The organism is Streptomyces flaveus, assembly GCF_014647675.1.
GTDB lineage: Bacteria > Actinomycetota > Actinomycetes > Streptomycetales > Streptomycetaceae > Streptomyces > Streptomyces flaveus.
On sequence record NZ_BMPQ01000005.1, the window covers coordinates 88,376 to 109,022 of the forward strand.

At 70.9% G+C, this 20,647-nt stretch carries 12 protein-coding genes and 2 pseudogenes; 4 read left to right on the forward strand and 10 right to left on the reverse strand.

The window, feature by feature from the left end:
* Window positions 1–35 precede the first annotated feature (35 nt).
* Both IEZ21_RS12330 and IEZ21_RS12335 read right to left on the reverse strand, forming a co-directional pair.
* Window positions 36–263: pseudogene (locus tag IEZ21_RS12330) on the reverse strand (YceI family protein); the annotation flags it as partial.
* A 108-nt stretch (window positions 264–371) separates the two neighbouring features.
* Window positions 372–2,153, reverse strand: coding sequence for an LPXTG cell wall anchor domain-containing protein (locus IEZ21_RS12335; protein ID WP_246567636.1), 1,782 nt, complete (start codon window positions 2,151–2,153; stop codon window positions 372–374).
* 1,425 nt (window positions 2,154–3,578) lie between these two features.
* Between IEZ21_RS12335 and IEZ21_RS12340 the strand changes: the two genes are divergently transcribed.
* On the forward strand, window positions 3,579–3,908 hold the full coding sequence (locus IEZ21_RS12340) for a hypothetical protein (protein WP_189321927.1): 330 nt from the start codon (window positions 3,579–3,581) through the stop codon (window positions 3,906–3,908).
* Here the strand turns inward: IEZ21_RS12340 and IEZ21_RS47530 are convergent.
* A pseudogene (locus IEZ21_RS47530) lies at window positions 3,906–4,352 on the reverse strand (GtrA family protein); the annotation flags it as partial. The gene IEZ21_RS12340 and the pseudogene IEZ21_RS47530 overlap by 3 nt on opposite strands.
* A gap of 455 nt (window positions 4,353–4,807) precedes the next feature.
* Between IEZ21_RS47530 and IEZ21_RS12345 the strand changes: the two are divergent.
* Complete coding sequence (locus tag IEZ21_RS12345) at window positions 4,808–6,229, forward strand: non-reducing end alpha-L-arabinofuranosidase family hydrolase (protein ID WP_189321928.1); 1,422 nt, start codon at window positions 4,808–4,810, stop codon at window positions 6,227–6,229.
* A 208-nt stretch (window positions 6,230–6,437) separates the two neighbouring features.
* On the opposite strand, the gene IEZ21_RS12350 is transcribed toward IEZ21_RS12345, so the two are convergent.
* The 7 genes from IEZ21_RS12350 to IEZ21_RS12380 all read right to left on the reverse strand — a co-directional run bounded on the left by IEZ21_RS12350 (window position 6,438) and on the right by IEZ21_RS12380 (window position 18,494).
* Complete coding sequence (locus IEZ21_RS12350) at window positions 6,438–7,673, reverse strand: TIGR02679 family protein (protein WP_213089292.1); 1,236 nt, start codon at window positions 7,671–7,673, stop codon at window positions 6,438–6,440.
* The gene (locus IEZ21_RS12355; RefSeq protein WP_189321930.1) at window positions 7,670–11,836 is read right to left on the reverse strand and encodes a TIGR02680 family protein; all 4,167 of its coding nucleotides are present in this window, start codon (window positions 11,834–11,836) and stop codon (window positions 7,670–7,672) included. The genes IEZ21_RS12350 and IEZ21_RS12355 overlap by 4 nt, the downstream gene beginning before the upstream one ends.
* Window positions 11,833–13,107: a TIGR02678 family protein gene (locus IEZ21_RS12360; protein ID WP_189321931.1), complete on the reverse strand. Its 1,275-nt coding sequence runs from the start codon at window positions 13,105–13,107 to the stop codon at window positions 11,833–11,835. The genes IEZ21_RS12355 and IEZ21_RS12360 overlap by 4 nt, the downstream gene beginning before the upstream one ends.
* Complete coding sequence (locus tag IEZ21_RS12365) at window positions 13,104–14,717, reverse strand: TIGR02677 family protein (RefSeq protein WP_246567638.1); 1,614 nt, start codon at window positions 14,715–14,717, stop codon at window positions 13,104–13,106. Before IEZ21_RS12365 ends, IEZ21_RS12360 begins: the two co-directional genes overlap by 4 nt.
* Window positions 14,718–14,893: 176 nt before the next feature.
* Entirely contained in the window at window positions 14,894–17,437 is a 2,544-nt protein-coding gene (locus IEZ21_RS12370; RefSeq protein ID WP_189321933.1) for an FtsX-like permease family protein, read from the reverse strand.
* Between the two features lie 5 nt (window positions 17,438–17,442).
* On the reverse strand, window positions 17,443–18,210 hold the full coding sequence (locus tag IEZ21_RS12375; RefSeq protein WP_189321934.1) for an ABC transporter ATP-binding protein: 768 nt from the start codon (window positions 18,208–18,210) through the stop codon (window positions 17,443–17,445).
* Window positions 18,207–18,494: a hypothetical protein gene (locus IEZ21_RS12380; RefSeq protein ID WP_246567640.1), complete on the reverse strand. Its 288-nt coding sequence runs from the start codon at window positions 18,492–18,494 to the stop codon at window positions 18,207–18,209. Before IEZ21_RS12380 ends, IEZ21_RS12375 begins: the two co-directional genes overlap by 4 nt.
* A 216-nt stretch (window positions 18,495–18,710) precedes the next feature.
* On the opposite strand from IEZ21_RS12380, the gene IEZ21_RS12385 reads away from it, so the two are divergent.
* Both IEZ21_RS12385 and IEZ21_RS12390 read left to right on the forward strand, forming a co-directional pair.
* A complete protein-coding gene (locus IEZ21_RS12385; RefSeq protein ID WP_189321935.1) occupies window positions 18,711–19,985 on the forward strand; it encodes a sensor histidine kinase in 1,275 nt (424 codons plus the stop codon).
* Window positions 19,973–20,632 (forward strand): response regulator, encoded by a 660-nt coding sequence (locus IEZ21_RS12390; RefSeq protein WP_033320459.1) that lies wholly within the window; start codon window positions 19,973–19,975, stop codon window positions 20,630–20,632. The genes IEZ21_RS12385 and IEZ21_RS12390 overlap by 13 nt, the downstream gene beginning before the upstream one ends.
* Window positions 20,633–20,647 lie beyond the last annotated feature (15 nt).

The following is a 20,647-nucleotide window of genomic DNA, read 5'->3' on the forward strand; positions in this document are numbered from 1 at the left end:
CCCGAGTGAGGCAGGGGGCCGAGCCGTCTCCGCCGTCAGGCGAGCGGCGGAAGCTGTTCGCCCTGGACGGCCTCGAGGTCGATCCCGACGCGGAGCGTGGTGCCGATGGCGGCCATGCCGGCCTGGACGACCTGGACGACCTGGTTGTAGTTCATCGCGAAGTCCTCACGCGGCAGTTCCACGGTGGCCCGGAACGCGGCCCGTGGGCCGCCCCACGGGTCGGGACCGGTGCCGAGGCAGGCCAGGTCCAGGTCAACGACCCGGGCCTTGTTTGTTTCCTGACCGCCGACGCCGGCGCGGAGGCCGACGGCCCGGCGCGCACGCCACGGGTGGGTGGCGTTGCTGCCGGGCCGTCAGTCACTCACGCGGTCTCACTTCCCGTGCAAAGCCCTGCGGCGACGTCCGCGAAGCACCAGCACGCCGCCGGCAGCGATGACCAGCAGGCCACCGAGGGCGCTGTACGTGACAGCGTTGCTCACCCCGGTGGAAGCCAGGTCGCCGGACGTGCTGCTCGGGCTCGGCTGGCCGACGGGTGCGCCGATCTCCCCCTGCGCACGGGTGCCGGTAGTGCCGGGGGCGGAGACAACCGGCGTGGCGGCGGTCGGCGTGGGGGCGGGCGTCGGCTTGTCAGCGCCGGCTGTCCCCGACGCGGGCTTCAGCTGAAGAGTCGTGATCGAGTACGGCGGCAGCTTCTGTGCGCCCGCCGTGCCCCGCTTCGCCGTCGTCAGGGCGGTGTCTCCCTTGGCATACGAAACGGTCGTGACCGCCCCTGCGGCCGGGGTGAATCCGGCGTACGAGAGCGACACCTGCGCCGCGTCCTTCGGGCTCTTGTTGATCAGCATGACGTTCAGACCGCCCTTGCTGCTCCGCACCGCGTGCACGGCAACCGACGAGTTGCGCGAGGACGACTTGACCATGGTGTCGCCAGGCTGCGCCAGTGCGGTCAGCGAGCGGATGCCCCAGTAGGTGGGGAAGGGCGTGTCGCGCCGCGGTTCGCACTTCCCCCCGGCGCAGGTTCCGGCGGAGAGAATGCCCCCGTCCTGGTAGTCGGTCTGGCCGTTGACGGTGGTGGGTGCTTCGCCCGAGCCGTTGTGCAGGTTCCACCAGTCCACGTGGGTGGCGCCTTGCTCGAACCAGGTCATGTAGGTGTCCGGCGCAAACAGGGCTGCGGCCTGGCTGGTCAAGACGGGCGAGAAGACGGTGTCGGTCTCGGTGACCGCGATCTCCACCGAAGCGGCGCGCGAGCCCGCGTACTTGGCGATCAGCGAGCGCAGCGAGGACCTGACACCGGCGATCCGGGAGGGGGTTTTCAGCAGGTCGGCCGTGGTTTTGCCGCCCGGATACCAGTGGACGATGACGAAGTCGATCGAGCGTCCCGCGATGGAGAGCACCGTGTTGTTCCAGTCGGCGGTGTCACCGGGAGCCTTCTCCGCATCCGGCCAGTAGCCGGGGGTGGTGAGCACCGCTCCGATCTTCACCTTCGGGTCCACGGCCTTCATCGCCTTCGAGTAGGCGACCAGGTTCTTTCCGTACTCCTTCGGGCTCTTGTCGGCGTGGTTGTCGGTTTCCCAGCCCTTGCCGTTGCCGTAGTGCCCGTTGCCGTAGACCTCGTTGCCGATCTCCCAGTACTTCACGCCGTAACCTTTGTCGACGTTGGCGTACTTGACCCAGTCGGCGGCCTCCTGGGGGGTGCCGGAACCGTAGTTCGCGGTCAGGATCGGCTGGGCGCCGACCTTCTTCGCGGTGGCCATGAAGCTGTCGAAGTCGGTGTTGGGTACGATCCAGCCGCCGTTGCCCATGGTGTGGGTCTTCCAGTGGAAGTCGTCCGCGCCGGAGCCGCCGGGATAGCGAAGCTGCCGAACTCCCGCGGCCTTCATCAGCGATGTCACCTTGGCGGTCCCCATGTGCTCGTCGCCGACGCCTGTGTTGAGGCCGACGCCACTGCTGGGCACCGTGCCCAAGGAGGTACCGGCATCCACACTGATGCCGACGGTCGCCGCGGCGCCCGCGCTGGGCGCCAGGGCGCCGACGCCGACCGAGGCGGCGAGCACCGCCACCGCCCCCGCGACAAAGCGCCGGCGCATCCGGCTGCGGCGGGGCGTGCGACCCCAAGGCATCGGCTGCTCGGCGGATCTCGGGTCGTCTGGTGACACGTTGGGCTCCGATCGGGTGGTGACACAGAGGGCGTAGCGCCGCTGACCACGGCTCGCCCTCGTCGGTACACCCCTAAGTGGCCACTCAGAGCAGAAAGGTTGCCATCTCAATCATTTTTCTCCGAGACGCGGTCGCACCGTCTCACCGGACCCCGTGACCCGGTGCCCCGGTGACACGCCCGGGCTCCCTTTCCACCTCGACGGCGCGAACCCTCACATGCTTCCGGCCGCACACCGCCCCGCGGTGGCCGAGCGGCTGAAGCCGCACAGGAAGCACAGGAAAAGACAGACGGCGGCCGCCGCCACCGCGTGTGCGACATCCCGTCGGTTCCCGTGGTTCTTGCCGGAACCCTGAGCCCCTGGCCTGGAGCTTCTCTCTCGTTCGCGTGATCAGCCGGCCAGTGACGTGACTTCGGGATTCCTGAAGCTTTCTCGTCCGATCTGATCATTCTGCAGTCTGGTCGAAGGCGAGGAGGCACATGCTGTCGGCGCTGGCGGTGGCGACAAAACTCGGCAGAGCTCCGGAGAACTCACGGGATGTCGCGCTACGCAGGCCGAATACGCGCTCACTTCAAGGACGACGAGGCCACCGACTCCCTGGCGATGCTCCTCGCCGCACTCTCATGGACGGGGTGCCCACAGAATTCAAGACCCTCCAGCCCGACGCATAGGGCTTGCTCCTGTGAGAATGCAGCGAGTCCGAACCGCGGCCCCTGTCACCCCGCTCCGGGCGCGGTGTACGCCCTCGTTTGAGGGCTCTGCCACCACTCGAGTATCGCCGGGTGACGACATGCCCTGCTCCGAAGCGTGCCGGGGCAGGGCATGTTCCCAGATGGGCGGGCCGGATCAGCTGTCTGCCAGATTGCATGCCCTGGTGGCGTGGTTACCACGGACGCCGGTGTCTACGAGCAGTTGGACGCACGTCAAATAATCGCTGGGGCCCCCGACACCCTGGCCGATGTTGCATGCCCGCCTGACCCACGTCCCGACCACATAGCCCCGATTAGCCAGATACTGCCGACAGTCCTGTGCATTGGCCTGCGCCGGAGCGGCCATTGCCACCATCCCGGCAACGATCGCGGTTGCCGCGAGGCACGATGCGGAGGCTCCTGCAAGCAGCCTTCGAACAGAGGTCATGAATACAGTGCCTTTCATGTCCGAACAATGTCTGTCGTCTCAGTAGTCCGGTCGCCTGCCGACGGCACCCGGTGATCTTGTAAAACGATGGCGGCAGAGCCTTGTCGACTTTGGACGCCATCTATTTACGAATCAGTTCTCGTGGCGGCGAGAGTTGTCCGTAATTCTACCCATGGGTGGATGAACTCGTAGAGCGCCAATGGAAGTTGACTCTCCGACAGATGATTACGCGCCCGGCTTGCCGCCCAGTGCCGGGGCCGCAAGCGCCGCGCCCTGCTCTGGAGCACCATGGCCGCGACGGTGGCGGGCGCGGCCGTCGCAGGCGCCCTCTACGCGACGGCGTACGACGACGGGGCGACGGACGACGGCGCCGCGCGGAACCCCGGTCCGACCGCCACGCCGCCGTACAAGCCTCCGCCCGTGCCCGAGGGATACCACCTGGTCCGCGACAAGCAGCACGGCGTCGCCTTCCCCGTACCGGACGGCTGGAAGCTCGACAGGAAGACCCCCGAAGGGGTCAGCCACATCGGTCCGACCCAGTTGGCCGAGATCACTCAATGGGCCACCTACCGCCCCGTCTTCGACAAGGTCCGGAACAACTTCACCACAACGGGCTGAGGCGAAGACATACAGCCGCAGCACCAGAAACCGCCCGATTCCGGCGAGCCCGGCAGCGCTGAGATACACGGCCTGCTCGGTCAGCGTCCCGGGCGACGACTGCACCGTGTGGAGGCCGAACATCGCGGCACAGGTCACCAGATAGGCGGCCGTGGCCGATCCCGCGGACTGCCAGTGCTGACGCCATCCGGCCCGCCGCCCGGCCCCGAAGGTGAAGCGGGCGTGCAGCTCCGTGCACAGGAGGGTGGAGCCGACGGTGACCAGGGCGTTCGCCACCATCCAGGGCATCAGCTCGGCCAGCAGGCCCACGACGCCACTGGAGAGGACCCCGACCCCGCCACCGCACAGGACGAACCGGGCGAAGGAAGCGAGGGGACCGGGAGGCTGGGGAGAAGCGGGAGGACCGGAGGCGGCCGAAGTCCGGCGTATATCGGCCGCGTTCATCACGGTTTCCTTCCGGCAGGTGGGAGCGGTGAACCTCTGGGATCCACCGGCTCCAACCCTGTCGCCACCAGCCCACAAGCACGATGACGCCCACTCCCGAACCGAAGGTAGGGCTGGCCCCACCATGGGGGCGGGGGGCTACAGGTCCAACTTGCCGCCGAGCGCCTCGACATAGCCGCCATCCCACGCGGAAGCCCCGCTCACGCCAAAGACCCGCTCACGCCAAAGACCCGCACAACCACGGAACTTGAAGCCGCCTGGTTCAATGCGAATGTTTCGGCTCGCGAATTGTGCGAGAGGTATTGACGCTGATCACCGGAACCTCAATCATCCAGTTGCTCGACACTTCGACCCTAGTTCGGCATATCGAACATTCAGGGCCGCACCACACCGGCATCCGAACAGCCTCTGACGGGACAAACCGGAGCCGCATGCTCAAGGATGACGAGGTCCTTATGCACAGACGTAGTTTCAGTCTCAGACGCCCGTCTGCGGCGCTCGCCGCCGCGGTCGCGGCCCTGGCCGCGTTGGCGGCGCTGCTCGTCGCCGGCCCGGCTCAGGCGGCCACCACCAGCGACGTGCGCGGTGTTGATTCCGGCCGCTGCCTCGATGTGGCGGGCTTCAGCCAGACCGACGGCGCGAACGTGCACATCTGGGACTGCCACGGCGGAACCAACCAGCAGTGGACGTTGACGGACAGCGACCAGCTGACCGTGTACGGCAACAAGTGCCTGGATGTCCGGGGCGGCGGCACCACGTCCGGGACCCCGGTGCAGATCTGGACGTGTACCGGCACTACGAACCAGCAGTGGCGGGTGAACGCCGACGGCACGATCGTCAGCGTGCGGTCCGGGCTGTGCCTGGACGTCTCGGGCTGGGGTAAGGCCAACGGCACGGGGGTGCAGATCTGGTCGTGCCACGGCGGCGCCAACCAGAAGTGGACCGGCCTGTCCGGGGCGAGCAACGCGTGTGCTCTTCCGTCGACCTACCGGTGGACCTCGACGGGTCCGCTGGCGGAGCCGGCGAACGGGCAGGTCGCGCTGAAGGACTTCGCCACCACCACGTACAACGGCAAGCACCTGGTCTACGCGACCACCTCCGACGGAACGAAGTGGGGCTCGACGGCGTTCAGTCCCTTCACGAACTGGTCGGACATGGGGGCGGCCACCCAGACCGCGATGAACGAGCCCGTGGCGGTGGCGCCCGAACTGTTCTACTTCGCGCCCAAGAACATCTGGGTGATGGTGGACCAGTGGGGTCAGTGGCCGTTCTACTACCGCACGTCCAGCGACCCCACCAACCCCAACGGCTGGTCCGCCCGGCAGCCGCTGTTCACCGGCAGCTTCCCCGCCGGCGAAGGTGGCGCCCCACTCGACCCGACCATGATCGCCGACGACCAGAACATGTACCTGTTCTTCGCCGGTGACAACGGCAAGATCTACCGGGCGAGCATGCCGATCGGGAACTTCCCGGGCAACTTCGGCTCCTCGTACACGACGATCATGAGCGACACCGAGGACAACCTGTTCGAGGCGCCGGAGGTCTACAAGGTCCAGGGCCAGAACCAGTACCTCATGATCGTTGAGGCGAAGGGTACGAACCGCTACTTCCGCTCGTTCACCGCCTCCAGCCTGAACGGTCCGTGGACCGTCCAGGCCGGCAGCGAGAGCAGCCCCTTCGCGGGCCAGGCCAACAGCGGTTCCACCTGGGCCCAGGGCGTCAGCCACGGTGACCTGGTCCGCAACAACCCCGACCAGACCATGACCATCGATCCCTGCAACCTGCAGTTCCTCTACCAGGGCCTCAAAGACTTCCCGGCGAACACCCCCTACCCGGCCCTGCCGTACCGGCCGGGCCTGCTCACCCTGCAGCGCTGACCCGCCTGATCCACGGTGATCGCGATGGGGTGCGGTCCGCCGACGCGTGGACGAGCTGTCTACGGCGTGGGCGACTCCACCTGCTGACCGATACTCACCGCCTTGAGGAACCCCAGTCGCGCGTCGGCTGGGGTTCCTCTCTGTTGACGGCGAGGTCCATAACGACGTCGAGCAGGACGCGGTCGCCGGAGGGCTGCGCGTCCGGTGCTCACTCGGCGAGCGCGGCCAGATCACCGAGGAGCGAGTCGGCCACCATCTCCTCCAGTACGGACGTGCCGTGTTCCGTCATCGCGGGTGTCAGTGCCGGGTCCCACGGGGCCTCGGTCAGCCGTCCCGGAGGTGGTCCGTGCGGGGCGCGGGCGAGGGCTGTGCGGTAGTCCTCGGTGGTCATGCGCCAGGGGGTGGCGGGGGTTTTGTCCAGGATGTACGCGGCGATGCGTACGCCCTCGCCGTCGAAGTCACCGTGGTAGCGCAGGGCGGCTCCGTGGTCGGCGAGCAGCCGGAGGAGATGGATCACCGCGCTGTTGGGCCAGCCCGAGGTGCAGACCAGGGGCGGGCAGCGCGGGCCGAAGCGGCGCAGGGCGAGGGCGAGGACGCTCGGGTTCTCCGTGATGTGCACGGGTACGGTGGCCGGAAATCCGAAGTCCCCTGCGGCGGAACGGAGTTGGGCCAGGGTGAGGGACGCCGCGTGTCCGGAGTCCGCGCAGAGGCCCGTGATACGGCTGAGCAGGCCGTCCCCGAGAGGGCGGAGCCCGGCGGCGAGGATGGTGGCGGAGAGTTCGTCGTCGGCGATGCCTGCTCGGGCCCAGAGCGTACGTCGCTGCTGGGCGCTGTCCGGTGCGTCGATGCCGTAGATCGTCGACAGGGCCCGTAGGACGAGGGTGGAAAGGCGGGTGCCGTCGTCGAGTGCGTGGGAGTCGCCGTGCAGCAGGCGTGCCGCGAAGACCGGTAGCGGTTCTCCTTCGGCGGGCAGGGCGGCCAGTACCGCCAGTGCCGAAGCGAGCAGGTCACGGGTGCGGGTGACCGAGCTGTCGACGAGGCCGCCGTTGCGGCAGTACGCGGCCCAGTCGGCGAGCTGCGGCTGCGAGCGCACCGTTTCGTGCGCCGACAGCCAGGCCCACAGCGCCGCCCGTTCGTCCTGCGCGCGCTGTCGCTCGGCGGCACGGTCGTCGAGCGGGCCGACGAGGTCGGCGACGACCTCGCGTACCGTACGGCCGTCGATCTCGGCGACGGCCTCTTCGAGGCGGGTGAGCGTCACGAAGGGCCGGGCGTCCGGCAGCCGGTCGAGGCCCAGCAGGTCGGCCAGCGCCGCACGCTGGTCGTCGTCCAGCGGGCCGATGCGCACCCGACTGACGGGCCGCCCGGAGGACAGCCGGTCATGGACGGCCAGCCAGAGGGGACGCAGTTCGGGGCGCCGCAGCGCACTGTTCCTCGTCCCGCTCACCCGGAGGCTCCCTCCTCGTGCCACCCGGTGGCTCCCGTCTCGGCCGGCTCCACACCCGCCCCGTTCCACACGAACCGCGCGCTGGTCACCGCGTCGTCCCCGTCCGCCCCCGTGATCAGCTGGTGGATCGCGATGCCGGGCAACTCCCGGTAGGTGCCCCACTCGTGGTCGGACGTCAGCATGAGGTCGAGGTCGAGCGCGCTGAGCAGGGCGAAGACCTGGCCGCGGTTGACGGTGTCGACGCCGACGAAGACCTCGTCGAGGAGGATCGGCCGGGGCGCGTCGGGCACGGCCTCGTAGTGGGCCGCGACGGCGGCGAACAACGGCAGATGCAGGGCGATCGCCTTCTCCCCGCCGGACAGCGCTCCGTGCAGCTTCTTGGTCAGCGGCTGCCAGCCCGCGCCGTTCGCCCGGTCGAGTCTGACCACGAACTGGTGCCAGGCCGTGTAGTCGAGCACCTCGGCGAGCTGTTCCTCCCAAGTGGCCGCCGTGTTCCGGGCCTTGGCCTCCTCGATACGCCCGCGGAAGAAGGCGTGCAGCGCTTCCCGGTCGGCCTCCGTGACCCGACCGGGGTCCTTGAGCAGCAGCTCGCGGGCGGTACGGGTGCCGGCCGGGAGGTCCGGGTGGATCTGCCACACCAGCTGGACGGCGACGTTCGACGCGGTACGGACCCGCTCCAGGTGGCCGTTCATCCGGTCGACCAGCTCGCCCGCCTGGCGGATCCGGGCGGCGAGGTGGCGCCGGGTGTCTCCGGTGAGCGTCTGGTCGAACAGGCGCCGTTCGGCGGCGGTGATGTCGTCGCGGCCGCTGTCGCGCTCGGCCGTGAGGGTGTGGAGCAGTTCCGTCGCCCCGATGCGTACGCCGTCCATCGTGGCCGTGAAGACCTGTACGTCGTCGTCGGCCTCCAGGTCCAGGTCGGCGCGGCGGCCGAGGAACTGCCGGGCCTCGTGCACCGCTTCGGACAACCGGTTGACGGCGTCGCCGAGGTTGCGGGCCTCGTGCGGGATGTTCGCCCACTTCGCCGCCACCGCACGGGCCGCCTCCAGGGTGGCGCGTGTGCCGTCCTCCCCGCTGAGTTCGAGGTCGATCCCCGCGTCCTCGGGCAGGCCGAGCAGGCACAGGCGCCGGAATCTCCGCCCCGCCGCATCCCTGGCGGCGATGGCCTGGTCGCGCTTCTCCGCGTCCTGCGCCATCGTCGCGGTCAGCGTGCCGATACGCCGCTCCAGCTCCAGGAGCTGACGGCCCTTGACCTTGAACTCCTCCCGACTGAGGCGCAGTTGGCCCTTCATCTCGCTGATCCGGGCGGCCACCTGGCGGAAGTCCTCGCCGACAGTGCTCTCCACCGCCTCCAACGTCGCCCTGAGCCCTGCCGCCTCGGACGCGGCGGTCTCGGCTTCGTGTGAATGCTCCCGCGCGGCCTCGGCCGAGCGGTCGGCCCGGTCGCGGGCGGACGCGGCCCGCCCGACGGCGGACGCCCAGTGCAGCTGGGCATCCGCCCAGGCGTCGGCCAGATCGCGGAACGCGTCCACGGCGGACGACAGATTCCCCAGCAGCCCGCTGTCCGTGGGCAGCCCGTTCTCCGAGGACAGCCGGTGGAGGGCACGCAGGGCCTGCTGCGCTGCCGCCTCCCGTTCCTCGAGGAGCCCGGCAGCGGTGCGTACGGCGTCGTCGCGGACGCCGATCCCTTCCTCCGCCCGGTCCCAGTCCCGCCGCCGCTCGTCGAGGTTCCGGTAGCGGGGGCGGGCCGTGAGGTCGGCGTCCAACCGCCTGCGGCGCTCGCGCAGTTCGCGCACCGACGCATCCAGCGTGGCGATCGTGCCGTTCACCTCGCCGAGCCGCTCGGTGAGCTCGGTGATCCGCCGCCGTCTGGCGCGCTCCCGCGCGAGGGAGCCGATGTGAGCGGGCTCCTTCTTGCTCCACGTACCGGTCGCGGAGGCCAGCCGCCAGCCGCCGTCGGCACCGACCGCGGCCATGTGCCGCTCGGGCAGCCGCGGTCCGTACGCGATACCGCCGAGCAGCCGGGCGATCGCGTCGACGGGCACCGGGACGCCGGCTTCGGGACGCAGTACGTCCAGCAGGGAAGGGCCCGGAGCGGGCACCGCCCAGGCGGCCTCGGCCAGCGTGTCGTGCCCGGGCAGCTCGATCCCGTCGTACGGACTCACCCACGCGTCCAGCAGCCCGGACGCCTCCAACGCCGCCTCCACACCTGCCTGGACGGCGGGCGGCACGTCCTCGTGGAAGGCCACCAGGCGCCAGAGCGGGGCGCCGATCATCGTCGAACGGTCCGTGGTGCGGGTGGGCGGCACGGCCGGGGGCAGGTCGGCCTCGCGGCGGAGCGTGTCGAGGGTGTCGGTGAGCGCGGTCCGCTCGGCCAGCGCGGCCTCGCGGGTGGCCTCCGTACGCGTCTCCCGTTCGACGATGTCCCGCTCCACGCCGCGTACGGCGGACTCGACGAGGGACATGACGTCGCTCTCGACCGCCGTCCGCGAGACCAGCTCCTCGACGTCGTCGATCCGCAGCTCCACACAGCCCGTGGCCCATTCGCGCAGGCCCTCCGCCTGCCGGGTCAGGGCTTCCTCGTACGCACGGGCCGCCTCGTCCCGGCGTACGACCGCCGCCGCGAGCGCGCGACGGGCGTCGTCCAGCGTCGTCTCGGCGGCCGTGCGGTCGCTCACCGCCCGTTCGTGACGGTCTATGGCGGCCGAGACCTCGGTGATCTGGTCCCGCCGGGCCCTGACCGCACCACGCAGCAGCCGACGGGGCCGCCGGATCCGGTCCTCGGCCGCGGAGCCCGTAGCACCTGCGGAGTCGGCGATCGGTGCGCCGAACATCGTCGCGGCTTCCAGGTGCACGGATTCCAGACCGGCCGTACGTGCCGCCTGCCGGGCGTCCTCGGACGCGTCTTGTACGTGGTCCTCGGCCGCCTCGGCTCGCTGCTCGGCCTCGGCGGCGAGTTCCCGGTCGTCGTCCGCCTGGCGCTGCTTGGTCTCGGCGGTGGTGCGCAGCCGTCGGGCCTTCGCCTCGGCGTCCTCGGTACCGCGGCGGAGCCGGCTCAGCTCCTCGCCCTGCTGGTAGGCCTCGCTGTTCACCAGGCCCTCGATGCCCGCCTCCAGCTCCTGCCCGCGCCGCTCGCACTCGTCCTGCTCCCGCGCCGTCGACTCCTGGTCGCGCAGGGCCTGTTCGTGCTGCTCCGTGCTCTCCTTCGCGACCCGGGTGAGCTTGTCCATCTCGGTCGTGGCCGAGACCAGGGTCGCGGCACCTGCGCGCAGGACCCGCTGGGCATAGCCGCGCTGGCGGTGCGCGATGGTGCCCGCCGCGGTGACCTCCTCGTCCAACTGCTTCAGCTGTTCACGCTGGCGGTCAAGGCGCTCGAAGCCCTCGGCCAGTTCGCTGATCTCGCCCTCCCCGAGCGGCGGCAGGGCACGGGAGAGCAGGGAGGAGAGCAGGGACGGGTCGAGGCGTTCGGAGAGCTTGGGCTGGCGCAGTTGCAGCAGGGCGGTGATCAGGGCCTCGTACCGCTGCTCGCCCATGCCCGCGAAGAGCGCCCGGCGGACCGTGGTGCGGTAGCTGTCGGCCGAGGCGTGGATCTCCCCGTGCCCTTGCAGGGCGTCCGCGAGTGCGGCCCTCGTCAGCGGCTGACCGGAATCGTTGGCCAGGCGCAGTCCGCCGGGCCGGGCGATGCGCCGGGTGGTCGTGAAGTAGTCGGCCTGTGCACCGCTGGTGTGGACGCTGGCCTGGAGGCGGGCTCCACAGGTGAACCAGTCGGTACCCCCGTCGCCGCCCTCCTCGGCAGGGCGGCCGAACTCCATCCACACGTACCCCACCCGCGTCTTGCCGGACGCCCCCTCGCCCATGAGGTTCCAGTGCATGGTGCGTTCCGAACCGCCGAAGGTGGACAGGCGGTTGGGCCGCAGGTTCGCGTCGAAGAGGAAGGGCAGCAGCAGCTCCAGGGCCTTGGACTTGCCCGTGCCGTTCTGGCCGCGCAGCAGCAGGCGTCCCTGGTGGAAGGTGAACGTCTCGTCGTAGTAGCGCCAGACGTTGAGGATGCCGGCGCGGTACGGCTGCCAGCGGGACCGGGATCGGGGAGCGCGCTCCCCGATTTCCCCGGCCTCTTGGGCCGAGGCGCCCGCCGCACCGCGCACCGGAAGATCAGTGACGCTCAACTCGAGCCTCCCTCGGCCTCGACATCGACAGAACTGTCCTCCGCCGTCGTCGTGGCCCCCACGACCCGGTACCGCGAAGCCGCCGGACGCACGACCGTACGCTCGCCGACGCGCTGCGCCAGACCGAAGTCGCACAGGACCCGCACCGCGTCGTCGGCCAGCCGCCCGGCCCCGTCCGCCGACTGGTACGCCTTCGCCCACCGCGGAAACCGACGCAGCAACTCCGAGCCGATCGCGACGAGTTGCTCGGGTGTCGCCCCGCCGGGCACGTCATGGATCCGCTCAAGGAGCAGCAACGCGGCGACCCTGGCGGTGGACGAGTCGTCGGGGAACCTGGCGTCGGTGGCGACGGCGTCCGGGTCGATGAGCAGGAAGCCCTCCACCCGTTCCTCCAGCACGAACCCCGCCTGCTCGACCGAGCGGCGCAGGATCTGCCGGCCCGTCGGGGAGGCCACGTAGGCCAGCTCGTCCTCGGTGAGGTCCTCGCGGTAGAGGACGGGGTCGTCGAAGAGGCGGCGCAGTACGGAGTGCCGCAGCCACAGGTTCCGCTGCGTCTCGGAGGCGACGGCCTGCTCGCCCCCGGACGCCGCCCCGCCGTAACGCCGCTCCCGCGTCATCCCTGTCATCAACTCATCGAAACGCAGCGGCACTTCGTCCGGTGGTACGGACAGCCGCGAGGCCCCGATGGGCGCCGCGGGCAGCCTCATCAGCAGCGTGGCGTCCACGCGGTACAGCACCTTCGCGTCGGCCGAGTCGACGAAGGTGTCCGTCGCCCCGTCCACGGCCACCAGCGCTCCGTACGACTCCAGCAGTTTCAGTACGTCGACGAAGGCCATCCGCTCCTGCTTGCCGGACGTGTCGAAGGACGGGAGTGCCGGATCGGCGGCGGTGGCCTGGACGACGCGATCGGCGAGCAGCCCTATCGTCGTCACCGGCACGGACAGCAACTCGGCCGCCACGACGCACAGCAGCACATAGCGCCGCCGGTCGAACGGCGCCCGCCCCGAGCGCAGCCGCCGGGCCGGACGTGAGGCGTCGGCGGTGGAGCGGACCTTGACGAGTCGCGCATAACCTCGCCGTGGCTCGACCACCAGGCTCCAGCCGCAGGTGTAGTCGAACCACTTGGTCAGCGGCTCCTTGCGGCGCCGGACAATGCCGAAGGCGGCCGGGTCGGCGCGCTCGGTGATCAACGGCCGCGCCAGCAGGAGACGAATCCCCCGGGCGACCTCCTCCCGCTCCGCGACGACCAGCTGATTGGCGAGGGTGCTCATCCGGCGGCCTCCTGGCGTCCCGCAGACTCGTGGCGGCCTGCGGCCTCATGGCGTCCCGCAGCCTCCTGGGGACTGTGCCGCAGGATCGACGTCGAAGCCGGGCCTCCCCCGACCACCGCGTCACCCCCGGCCACCGTGTCGATGTGCACCAGGAAGTCCGGCCCTCTCAACACTCCCTTCGCCGTCCGCAACACAGCGATCCGTCCGTCAGCAGGCGGCGTCAAGGTGATCTCCACCCGCCCGTCCGAAGTCCCGGCCCGCCGCGCCCCCGAACGGTCCGGACGCGTCGACAACGCCCTGCCGAGCAGATCGAGCAGCCGCTCGAAGGACGCCTCGTCCAGCACACCGAAGTCGGACAGCCTGAGCGGACCGCCATCGGTCCGCAGGGTCCGCCACGCTTCCTGGAGCTCGGCCCGCTCCTGCCGAGCCCTCTCCGCCCGCGCGGCCTTGATGGCGGCGACGTCCCGCACCCGGCCCGTACGGGTGAAACGCTCCGTACGACCGCTCGTCCGCAACAGCGCCGACACCTCGACCGGCGGAGCCTCCTCCCACGTACGGGACGAGGGGACCAACTCCGGGTCGGGGTACGCGAGATGGGCGTGGCGGGCCGGGCCGAGCCCGAAGGCCACCGTCCACAGCCTGTGGAGATCGTCTTCCCCTGGGGCCGCCGCGAACCAGCGCGCCAGCTCCCGGAAGTCCTGTACGGCGCTGGAGGACCGGCGGCGCGACTCCGTGATCCGGTCGAGGACCTGAAGCAGCGAGACGATGGCCCGCCGGGCGACGTCATGCAGCTGGTCCACCCGCGGCCGGCCCCCGTCCACCGGCAGGAACCACGCCCGCAGCCCCGCCCAGCGCGCCCGCCGCCGCTCCAGCCAGGCCGCCCCCGGATCCTCCCCGGACACCGGCGGCAACTCCGCCCCGCGCAGCGCCCGCTCCTGCAGAGCGGCGACCCCGCGCTCCTCCACCCGGGCCACAGCCTCGGCGACACCATGCCCGCGCTGATCGAGATTGACCAGGAACTCCTGGAGATACGCCACCGTGGCCGCCTTCACCTCCCGGAACACACCCAGATCGGCGCCCTCGGCACGCAACAGCCGCTGAAGCTCGCCGTTGAACGCCTTGGTGTTGTCCAACAGGGCCTCGAGATGCCCCTCCAGCTCCTGGAGTGTGCTGAAGATCCGCCGATCCACCGACGCCGGCTCACCGGCCAGTCCGTACAACTCGTCGAGCCGGTCGGTGATCGCTTCCAGTACGGCCGTCTGCAGGGCGCCCGTCGAGGCCAGCACCGTCAGCGCGTGCTGGACGCCCGCGAAGGCGGCCTCGCCGCGCCGGGTCAGGGAGTACTGGAGGTTGCGCCGCTCGTACTCCTCGGCCGTGCGGTAGTTCTCCGCGTGGTTCTGGACGACGTCCAGCAGCTCCCACTGGCGCAGTTGCTTGAGCGCCTCGTGCAGATCCTCGTCGGCGATCGCGTCGAGCCAGCCCACCGTGCGCAGTCGCGTCCGTACGTCATCCAGCCCGAGCGCCGTCTCCAGGCGCTCGTTGGCCGCCCCGAACGCCCGCAGGATCGCCCCGTACAACTCCGCCCGGTCGCCCGTAGTGAACCGGAACATGTCCGGCGGCACCCTGCGCACCCGTCTCCCCCTCCTCAGCCCACGATCGGCTCCTCGGCCCACACACAACCGTAGGGCTGCCCACAACCGTAGGGCCGAGCACTGGCATCGGAGTCGGGAATGACGGACTCTGCCCTGTTCACGGCAGGACTACTCACGACTTGTTCATGGCCGGACTATTCACGGCCGGCGAGTGCCTCGGCGGGAGCCGTACGCAGGGCCCGCCGGGTGGGCACCTCGATGGTGACGAACGCGAGGCTGATGATCGTGAGCGCCGTGGCGGGCAGCAGCCAGACCGGGCCCGCGGGCCAGGGGCGGTCCAGGAAGCCGATGCCCAGAAGGGTGAGCGGGATCGCGGCCAGGACCAGGCCCGTGGTGAGGGCGGCGGCGCCGATCATCGCGGCCTCGCGGCGCATCATCGTGCGGATCTGACGCGGGGTGGTGCCGTTCAGGCGGAGGGTGGCGATCTCGCCGCGGCGTTGGGCGGTGGTGGCGACGAGCTTGTTGGCGATGCTGAGGAGGAGGTAGCCGAGGAGTACGACGATGGTCGCCAGGTTGACCCACACCTCGGGCGGAGCCTCGGTCAGGCTGCCGCCGGTTCCCGTGTCCGTGGGTTCCACCGTCAGGCCCGGCCGGGACTCGGCGAGCGCCGCGAGCTCACGCTGCGCCGTCGCCGTACCGTCCGTGCGCACGAGGATGCTCTCGTCGAGACCCGTCGTGGTGTGGCCCGTCGCGAGGTCCCGGGAGAGCGCGACCGGGCCGAAGCCGAGTCCGCGGTCGTAGACGGCGACGACCTCGGCGTTCACGCGGGTGCCTTCGCCGAGGATCAGGCCGATCCGCTCGCCCAGTCCGGCGCCACGGGAGCGGGCGACGTCGCTGCTGACCGCGATGGTGTCGCCGCTGAGCCCGGCCAGGCTGCCGAACCGTACGTCCAGGTCCAGGACGCTCCACGCGTCCGGAGTGAGGATCATCGCGGAGGAGGATTCGACCTCGTCCTCGCCGAGAAGCTTGTAGGGCCAGACCACGGTCGTGCTGCCGACGGGGGCTGCCGCCCGCACGCCGGAGGTCTCCCGTACCGCGTCGAGGGTGCCCTCGGGCAGTCCGCCGAGCGCAGGTGCGCTCAGGCGTTCCTGGGCGAGAGTGCCGGTGCGGACGTCGTCCGAGGTGGCGGTCATCACCGTCGTCTGGGCGAAGGTGTACGTCAGGACGAACACGACCGCCATGGCGAGGGTGCTGACGACTCCGGCGATGCGCAGGGCGTATCCGCGAACGTTGGACACGGCCAGCCACGTCGGTGCCGAGACACCGGGTCGCAGGCGCCGGGCCAGTGTCTCGCCGGCGTGCCGGGCCAGGGCGGGGCCCGCCATCGCGAGGCCGATCGCGCCGATGACACCGGCCATGGAGGTTGCGGCCGCGCCGAGCACGGTCCTGGCCAGCAGCGGTACGACGGAGAGGGTCGTCGCGGCGAGGATGAGCAGCAGTCCGGCACGGGTCCGGATGCGGGAGGGGTTACGGGGTTCGGTGCGCGACTCGGCGACCGCCTCCGTGGCCGGCATCCGCGACGTACGCCAGGCGGCGCCCCTCGCCGACACCTGAACGGCGAGAGCCAGCAGGAGGGCGGTGGCGAGCGCGGGCAGCGGGCTGAACGTCAGGGGCAGGGTTTCGGGGAGCACCCCGCGTTCGACGAGCTGTTGCCGGAACTGTCCGGCCAGCAGATAGCCGAGGGCCGCCCCGGGCACGAGCGCAACGGCCGCGATCACCATGGCCTGGGCGGTGGCGAGCCGGCGGATCTGCTTCGGGGTGGCGCCGACGGCCCGCATCAGGGCCAGTTCGCGGCGCTGCCCGGCGATCGACACACCCAGCGCACCGGCCATGACGAACCCGGTGATCAGCACGACGATCCCGGAGAGCGAGCCCGCGAGCAGGATGAGGAGTGAGCGCGAGGCCACGGCGTCGGGCGCCGCCAGGTCACCCCGGTCTTCGCCGGTGGCCACCACCATGTCCGTGCCGCGCAGTTGATCGCGGACGGCTGCGGCGACGGAGTCGGTGGCGCCGGTTTCGGTACGCAGCCCGATCAGGTCGACGGTCCCGGCGCGAGGTCCGCTGTCGCGTCCGGCCAGCTGCTCGGCCGTCGGATCGGCGAAGAAGACTCCGGCTCCGGGCGCGTCGACGACCCCGGAGACGCGGTACTCGGCGGCGTCCCGGCCGGCCGCGACGACCTCGACCCGATCGCCCGCCTGGACACCCGCGGCGGCGGCCATGTCGCGGTCCACGGCGACCTCACGCGAATCGCCCGGCTTCCTGCCGTCGACCGGGGCGTCCTGAAGCAGCCCGGTGGAGGACCAGCCATGCCCCGCCGTGCTGGGATCCTCGCCCGGTACGACCCGGCCGTCCGCGTCGACGAGAGCCGCGGGGAAGCTGACGTCACCGACCACGCCGGTGACTCCGGGCAACTCGCCCAGCCGGTCGGCCAATTGGGCAGGAACCGCCCCCCGCTCCGGCAACGCGATCGGCAGATCCCCGCCGGGCCGGAAGGTCTGGTCCGCCGACACCACGACGTCCACCCCGCCGAGCCGCCCGGCCGGCAGCTGCGACCGCAGCCCGGACTCGGCCAGCACTCCGGTACCGGTGACCAGCACCGCACCCCCCAGCACCGCGCACGCCACCGCCACCAACGCGGCGACCCGGCGCCGAGCCATACGCACCGCGAGATACAGCATGACCTTCACCCCTCTCCGAGTGCGACGAGACGGGCGGCCAGATCGGCGGCAGTGGGTGTGTGCAGCGTGTCCACGACCCGCCCGTCGGCCATCACCAGAGCCTGGTGCGCCTGGGCGGCGGCGGCCGGATCGTGGGTGACCATGACCACCGTCTGCCGCAGTTCGTCGACGAGGTCACGCAGCAGGTTCAGGACCTCGTGGGCGCTGCGCAGATCCAGTGCGCCGGTCGGCTCGTCGGCGAACACGACAGCGGGCCGGGCCGCCAACGCCCGTACGATCGCGGCCCGTTGCTGCTGTCCGCCGGAGAGTTCGGCGGGCCGGTGCGTCAGCCGGTCGGCAAGATCGACACGTTCGATCAGCGTCCGCAGCCACTCCTGGTCCGGGGCCCGGCCCGCGAGGCGCAGCGGAAGCGTGATGTTGTCGGCGACGCTGAGCGAGGGCACCAGGTTGTACGACTGGAACACGAAGCCGATGCGCTCGCGGCGCAGTTCGGTGCGGCGGGTCTCGTTCAGGCCCGCGATTTCGTACCCGTCGATACGGACGCTACCCACGGTCGGTGCGTCCAGACCCGCCGCACAGTGCATAAGCGTGCTCTTGCCGGACCCCGAAGGACCCATCACGGCGAGGAAGGTGCCGCGTTCGACGGTCAGGGACACGTCGTCGAGGGCGCGTACGCCTCCAGGATACGTCTTGCCGAGGTGCGCCAGCGCGATGGCGGGGGTGTGGTCAGGGGCCGCCGAGGCGGCCTCAACTCCCTTGAGGAGCTTGCTCATCGACGACCCCGCAGGCCCTGAACGACCAGTCCGGTCAGGCAGAGGGCGGTGACGGCGCCGCTGGCGAGGTGCAGAGGCGTGCTGGCGGTGTACGAGGCCACCATGTTGCCGACGACGCTGATCACCAGCACCATCCAGAGGAGGGTGCGCGCGACTCGGGACCTGGTGACGACGGGAAGCGGCTCGCCGGCGGGAAGCGGCTTGCCGATGGTCTCGGCGTTGGGGTCGACGGACGGGGTGGCGTACGTCCCGGAGGCGGTGGTGAGGCGGTAGGGGTCGGTCATTTTCGGGCTCCTGTTCCTGGTTGCTTCCTGGTTGCCGCGAAGGCTTGCGGCCTGTTCCGCTGTCGTCTCCGACGCTATGAATCACGACCCCTCGCGGCCGAGCCCGCCTGCCGCCCGGTTCGAGGTACAGCAGGCTGTACCTCTGCGGACTTCCTGGGGCCTTGAGCTGACGGCCAACTGATCCGCGTCTTAGGGTCGTTGCCCTAGGAGGAGCCCATGTCGAGCCAGCAGTACGCGTCTGACGGCGCCCCAAAGCCCCGTATCCGGGACATCGTTGTCCGGTCGGCCGGCGCCGCCCTCGTCGCGCTCGAAAAGCTCGCCGGCGGATTCGGTACGGCCGTGCTCGCGCTGGCCGTCCTGCTCCTGGTGACCGTCACCGCCGTGGCGTCGCTGGTGGGAGTGGGGCTGCTGATGGCGCCCTCCGCGCTGCGCGCCCTGCACGCCGTCGCCGAGCGCGAACGCGACCGGCTCACCCGATGGGGCCCGGAGCTGATCGGTCCCGGACCCGCGCCGACTCAGCTGCGCCCGGCCCTCGCCGACCCCACCACCCGGCGGGAGCTGGGCTGGCTGGCCACGCACGGGACGCTGGGGCTGCTGCTTGGCCTGCTCGGCGTACTGTTGCCGCTCGTCGCGGTCCGCGACACCGCGTTCCCGCTGCTGTATCCGTTCGCACCCGAGAACGCGAACAGCACGTCCATCGGGATCGGGGTCGCGCACACCTGGCTGGACGCCCTCGCCGTGGTCCCGCTGGGCCTGGCCTGGATCGCCATCATCGTGGGGCTCGGGCCGGGCATGGCACGGCTGCAGGCGCGGCCGGGACGTCGGCTGCTGTCGGCAGGACCCGACGCGGACCTGTCGCTGCGGGTCGCTGAGCTGACCGCCACCCGGGCCGCCGCCCTCGACGCCCACGCGACCGAACTGCGCCGTATCGAGCGCTCGTTGCACGACGGCACCCAGAACCGGATCGTCAACGTCACCGTCCTGCTCGGCGCCGCCCGCCGCATGGTGGCCCGCGACCCGGCGGGCGCCGACGAACTCCTCGAACGCGCCCAGAGCGCCGCCGAGGGCGCGCTGGCCGAACTGCGCTCGGTCTCCCGGAGCATCCTGCCGCCGGTCCTGGACGACCGCGGACTCGAAGGCGCGCTGGCCGGGCTGGCCGCGGACTGCCCGGTGCCCTGCCGCGTCGACGTCGAGACGCCCGCGAGATGCGCGGCCTCCGTCGAGGCGACCGCCTACTTCATCGTGGCCGAAGCCCTGACCAACATCGCCAAGCACAGCCACGCCCAGCACGCCACCGTCACCGTCCGCAGCCACGACGGCCGACTGCACCTGCAGATCAAGGACGACGGCCGGGGCGGCGCGGACGAAACCGGCGGCTCGGGCCTGACCGGTATGCGCCGCCGTATAGCGGCCCACGACGGCAACCTCACCCTCACCAGCCCGCCCGGCGGGCCCACAACCCTCGAGGTGGACCTCCCATGCGGATCGTGATCGCCGAAGACGACCCACTGCTGCGCGAAGGGCTCGCCCTGCTGCTGCGGGCGGAGTCGCTCGACGTGGTGGGCACCGCCGGTACGGCCGACGGGATCCTCGACGCCATCGACGTACACAAGCCCGATGTCGCCATCCTCGACGTACGGATGCCACCGACCCATACGGACGAGGGCATCGTCGCGGCGGTCGAGGCCAGACGCCGGCGGCCGGACCTGGCGGTGCTGGTGCTGTCCGCGTACGTCGAGCAGAGCTTCGCCACGGAGCTGCTCACCGGCGGCGTCACCGGCCTCGGCTATCTGCTCAAGGAGCGGGTCGGGCGGGTCGAGGAGTTCCTGGACGCCCTGCGGCGGGTGGCGGCCGGAGGCACCGCCATCGACCCCGAGGTCGTCGCGCAGCTCTTCACCCGCAGCCGTCACGACTCCCGCCTGGAACGCCTCAGCCCCCGCGAACGCGACGTACTCGCCCTGATGGCCGAGGGCCTGGGCAACTCCGCCATCGCCGAACGCCTCGTCGTCACGGACGGCGCCGTCCACAAGCACATCCGCAGCATCTTCGCCAAGCTCGACCTGTCCCCCACCGACCAGGTGGACAGGCGCGTCGCCGCGGTCCTCCGCTATCTGGAGGACGTACGCCGCCGCGCCTGACCACCCGCTTTCCGG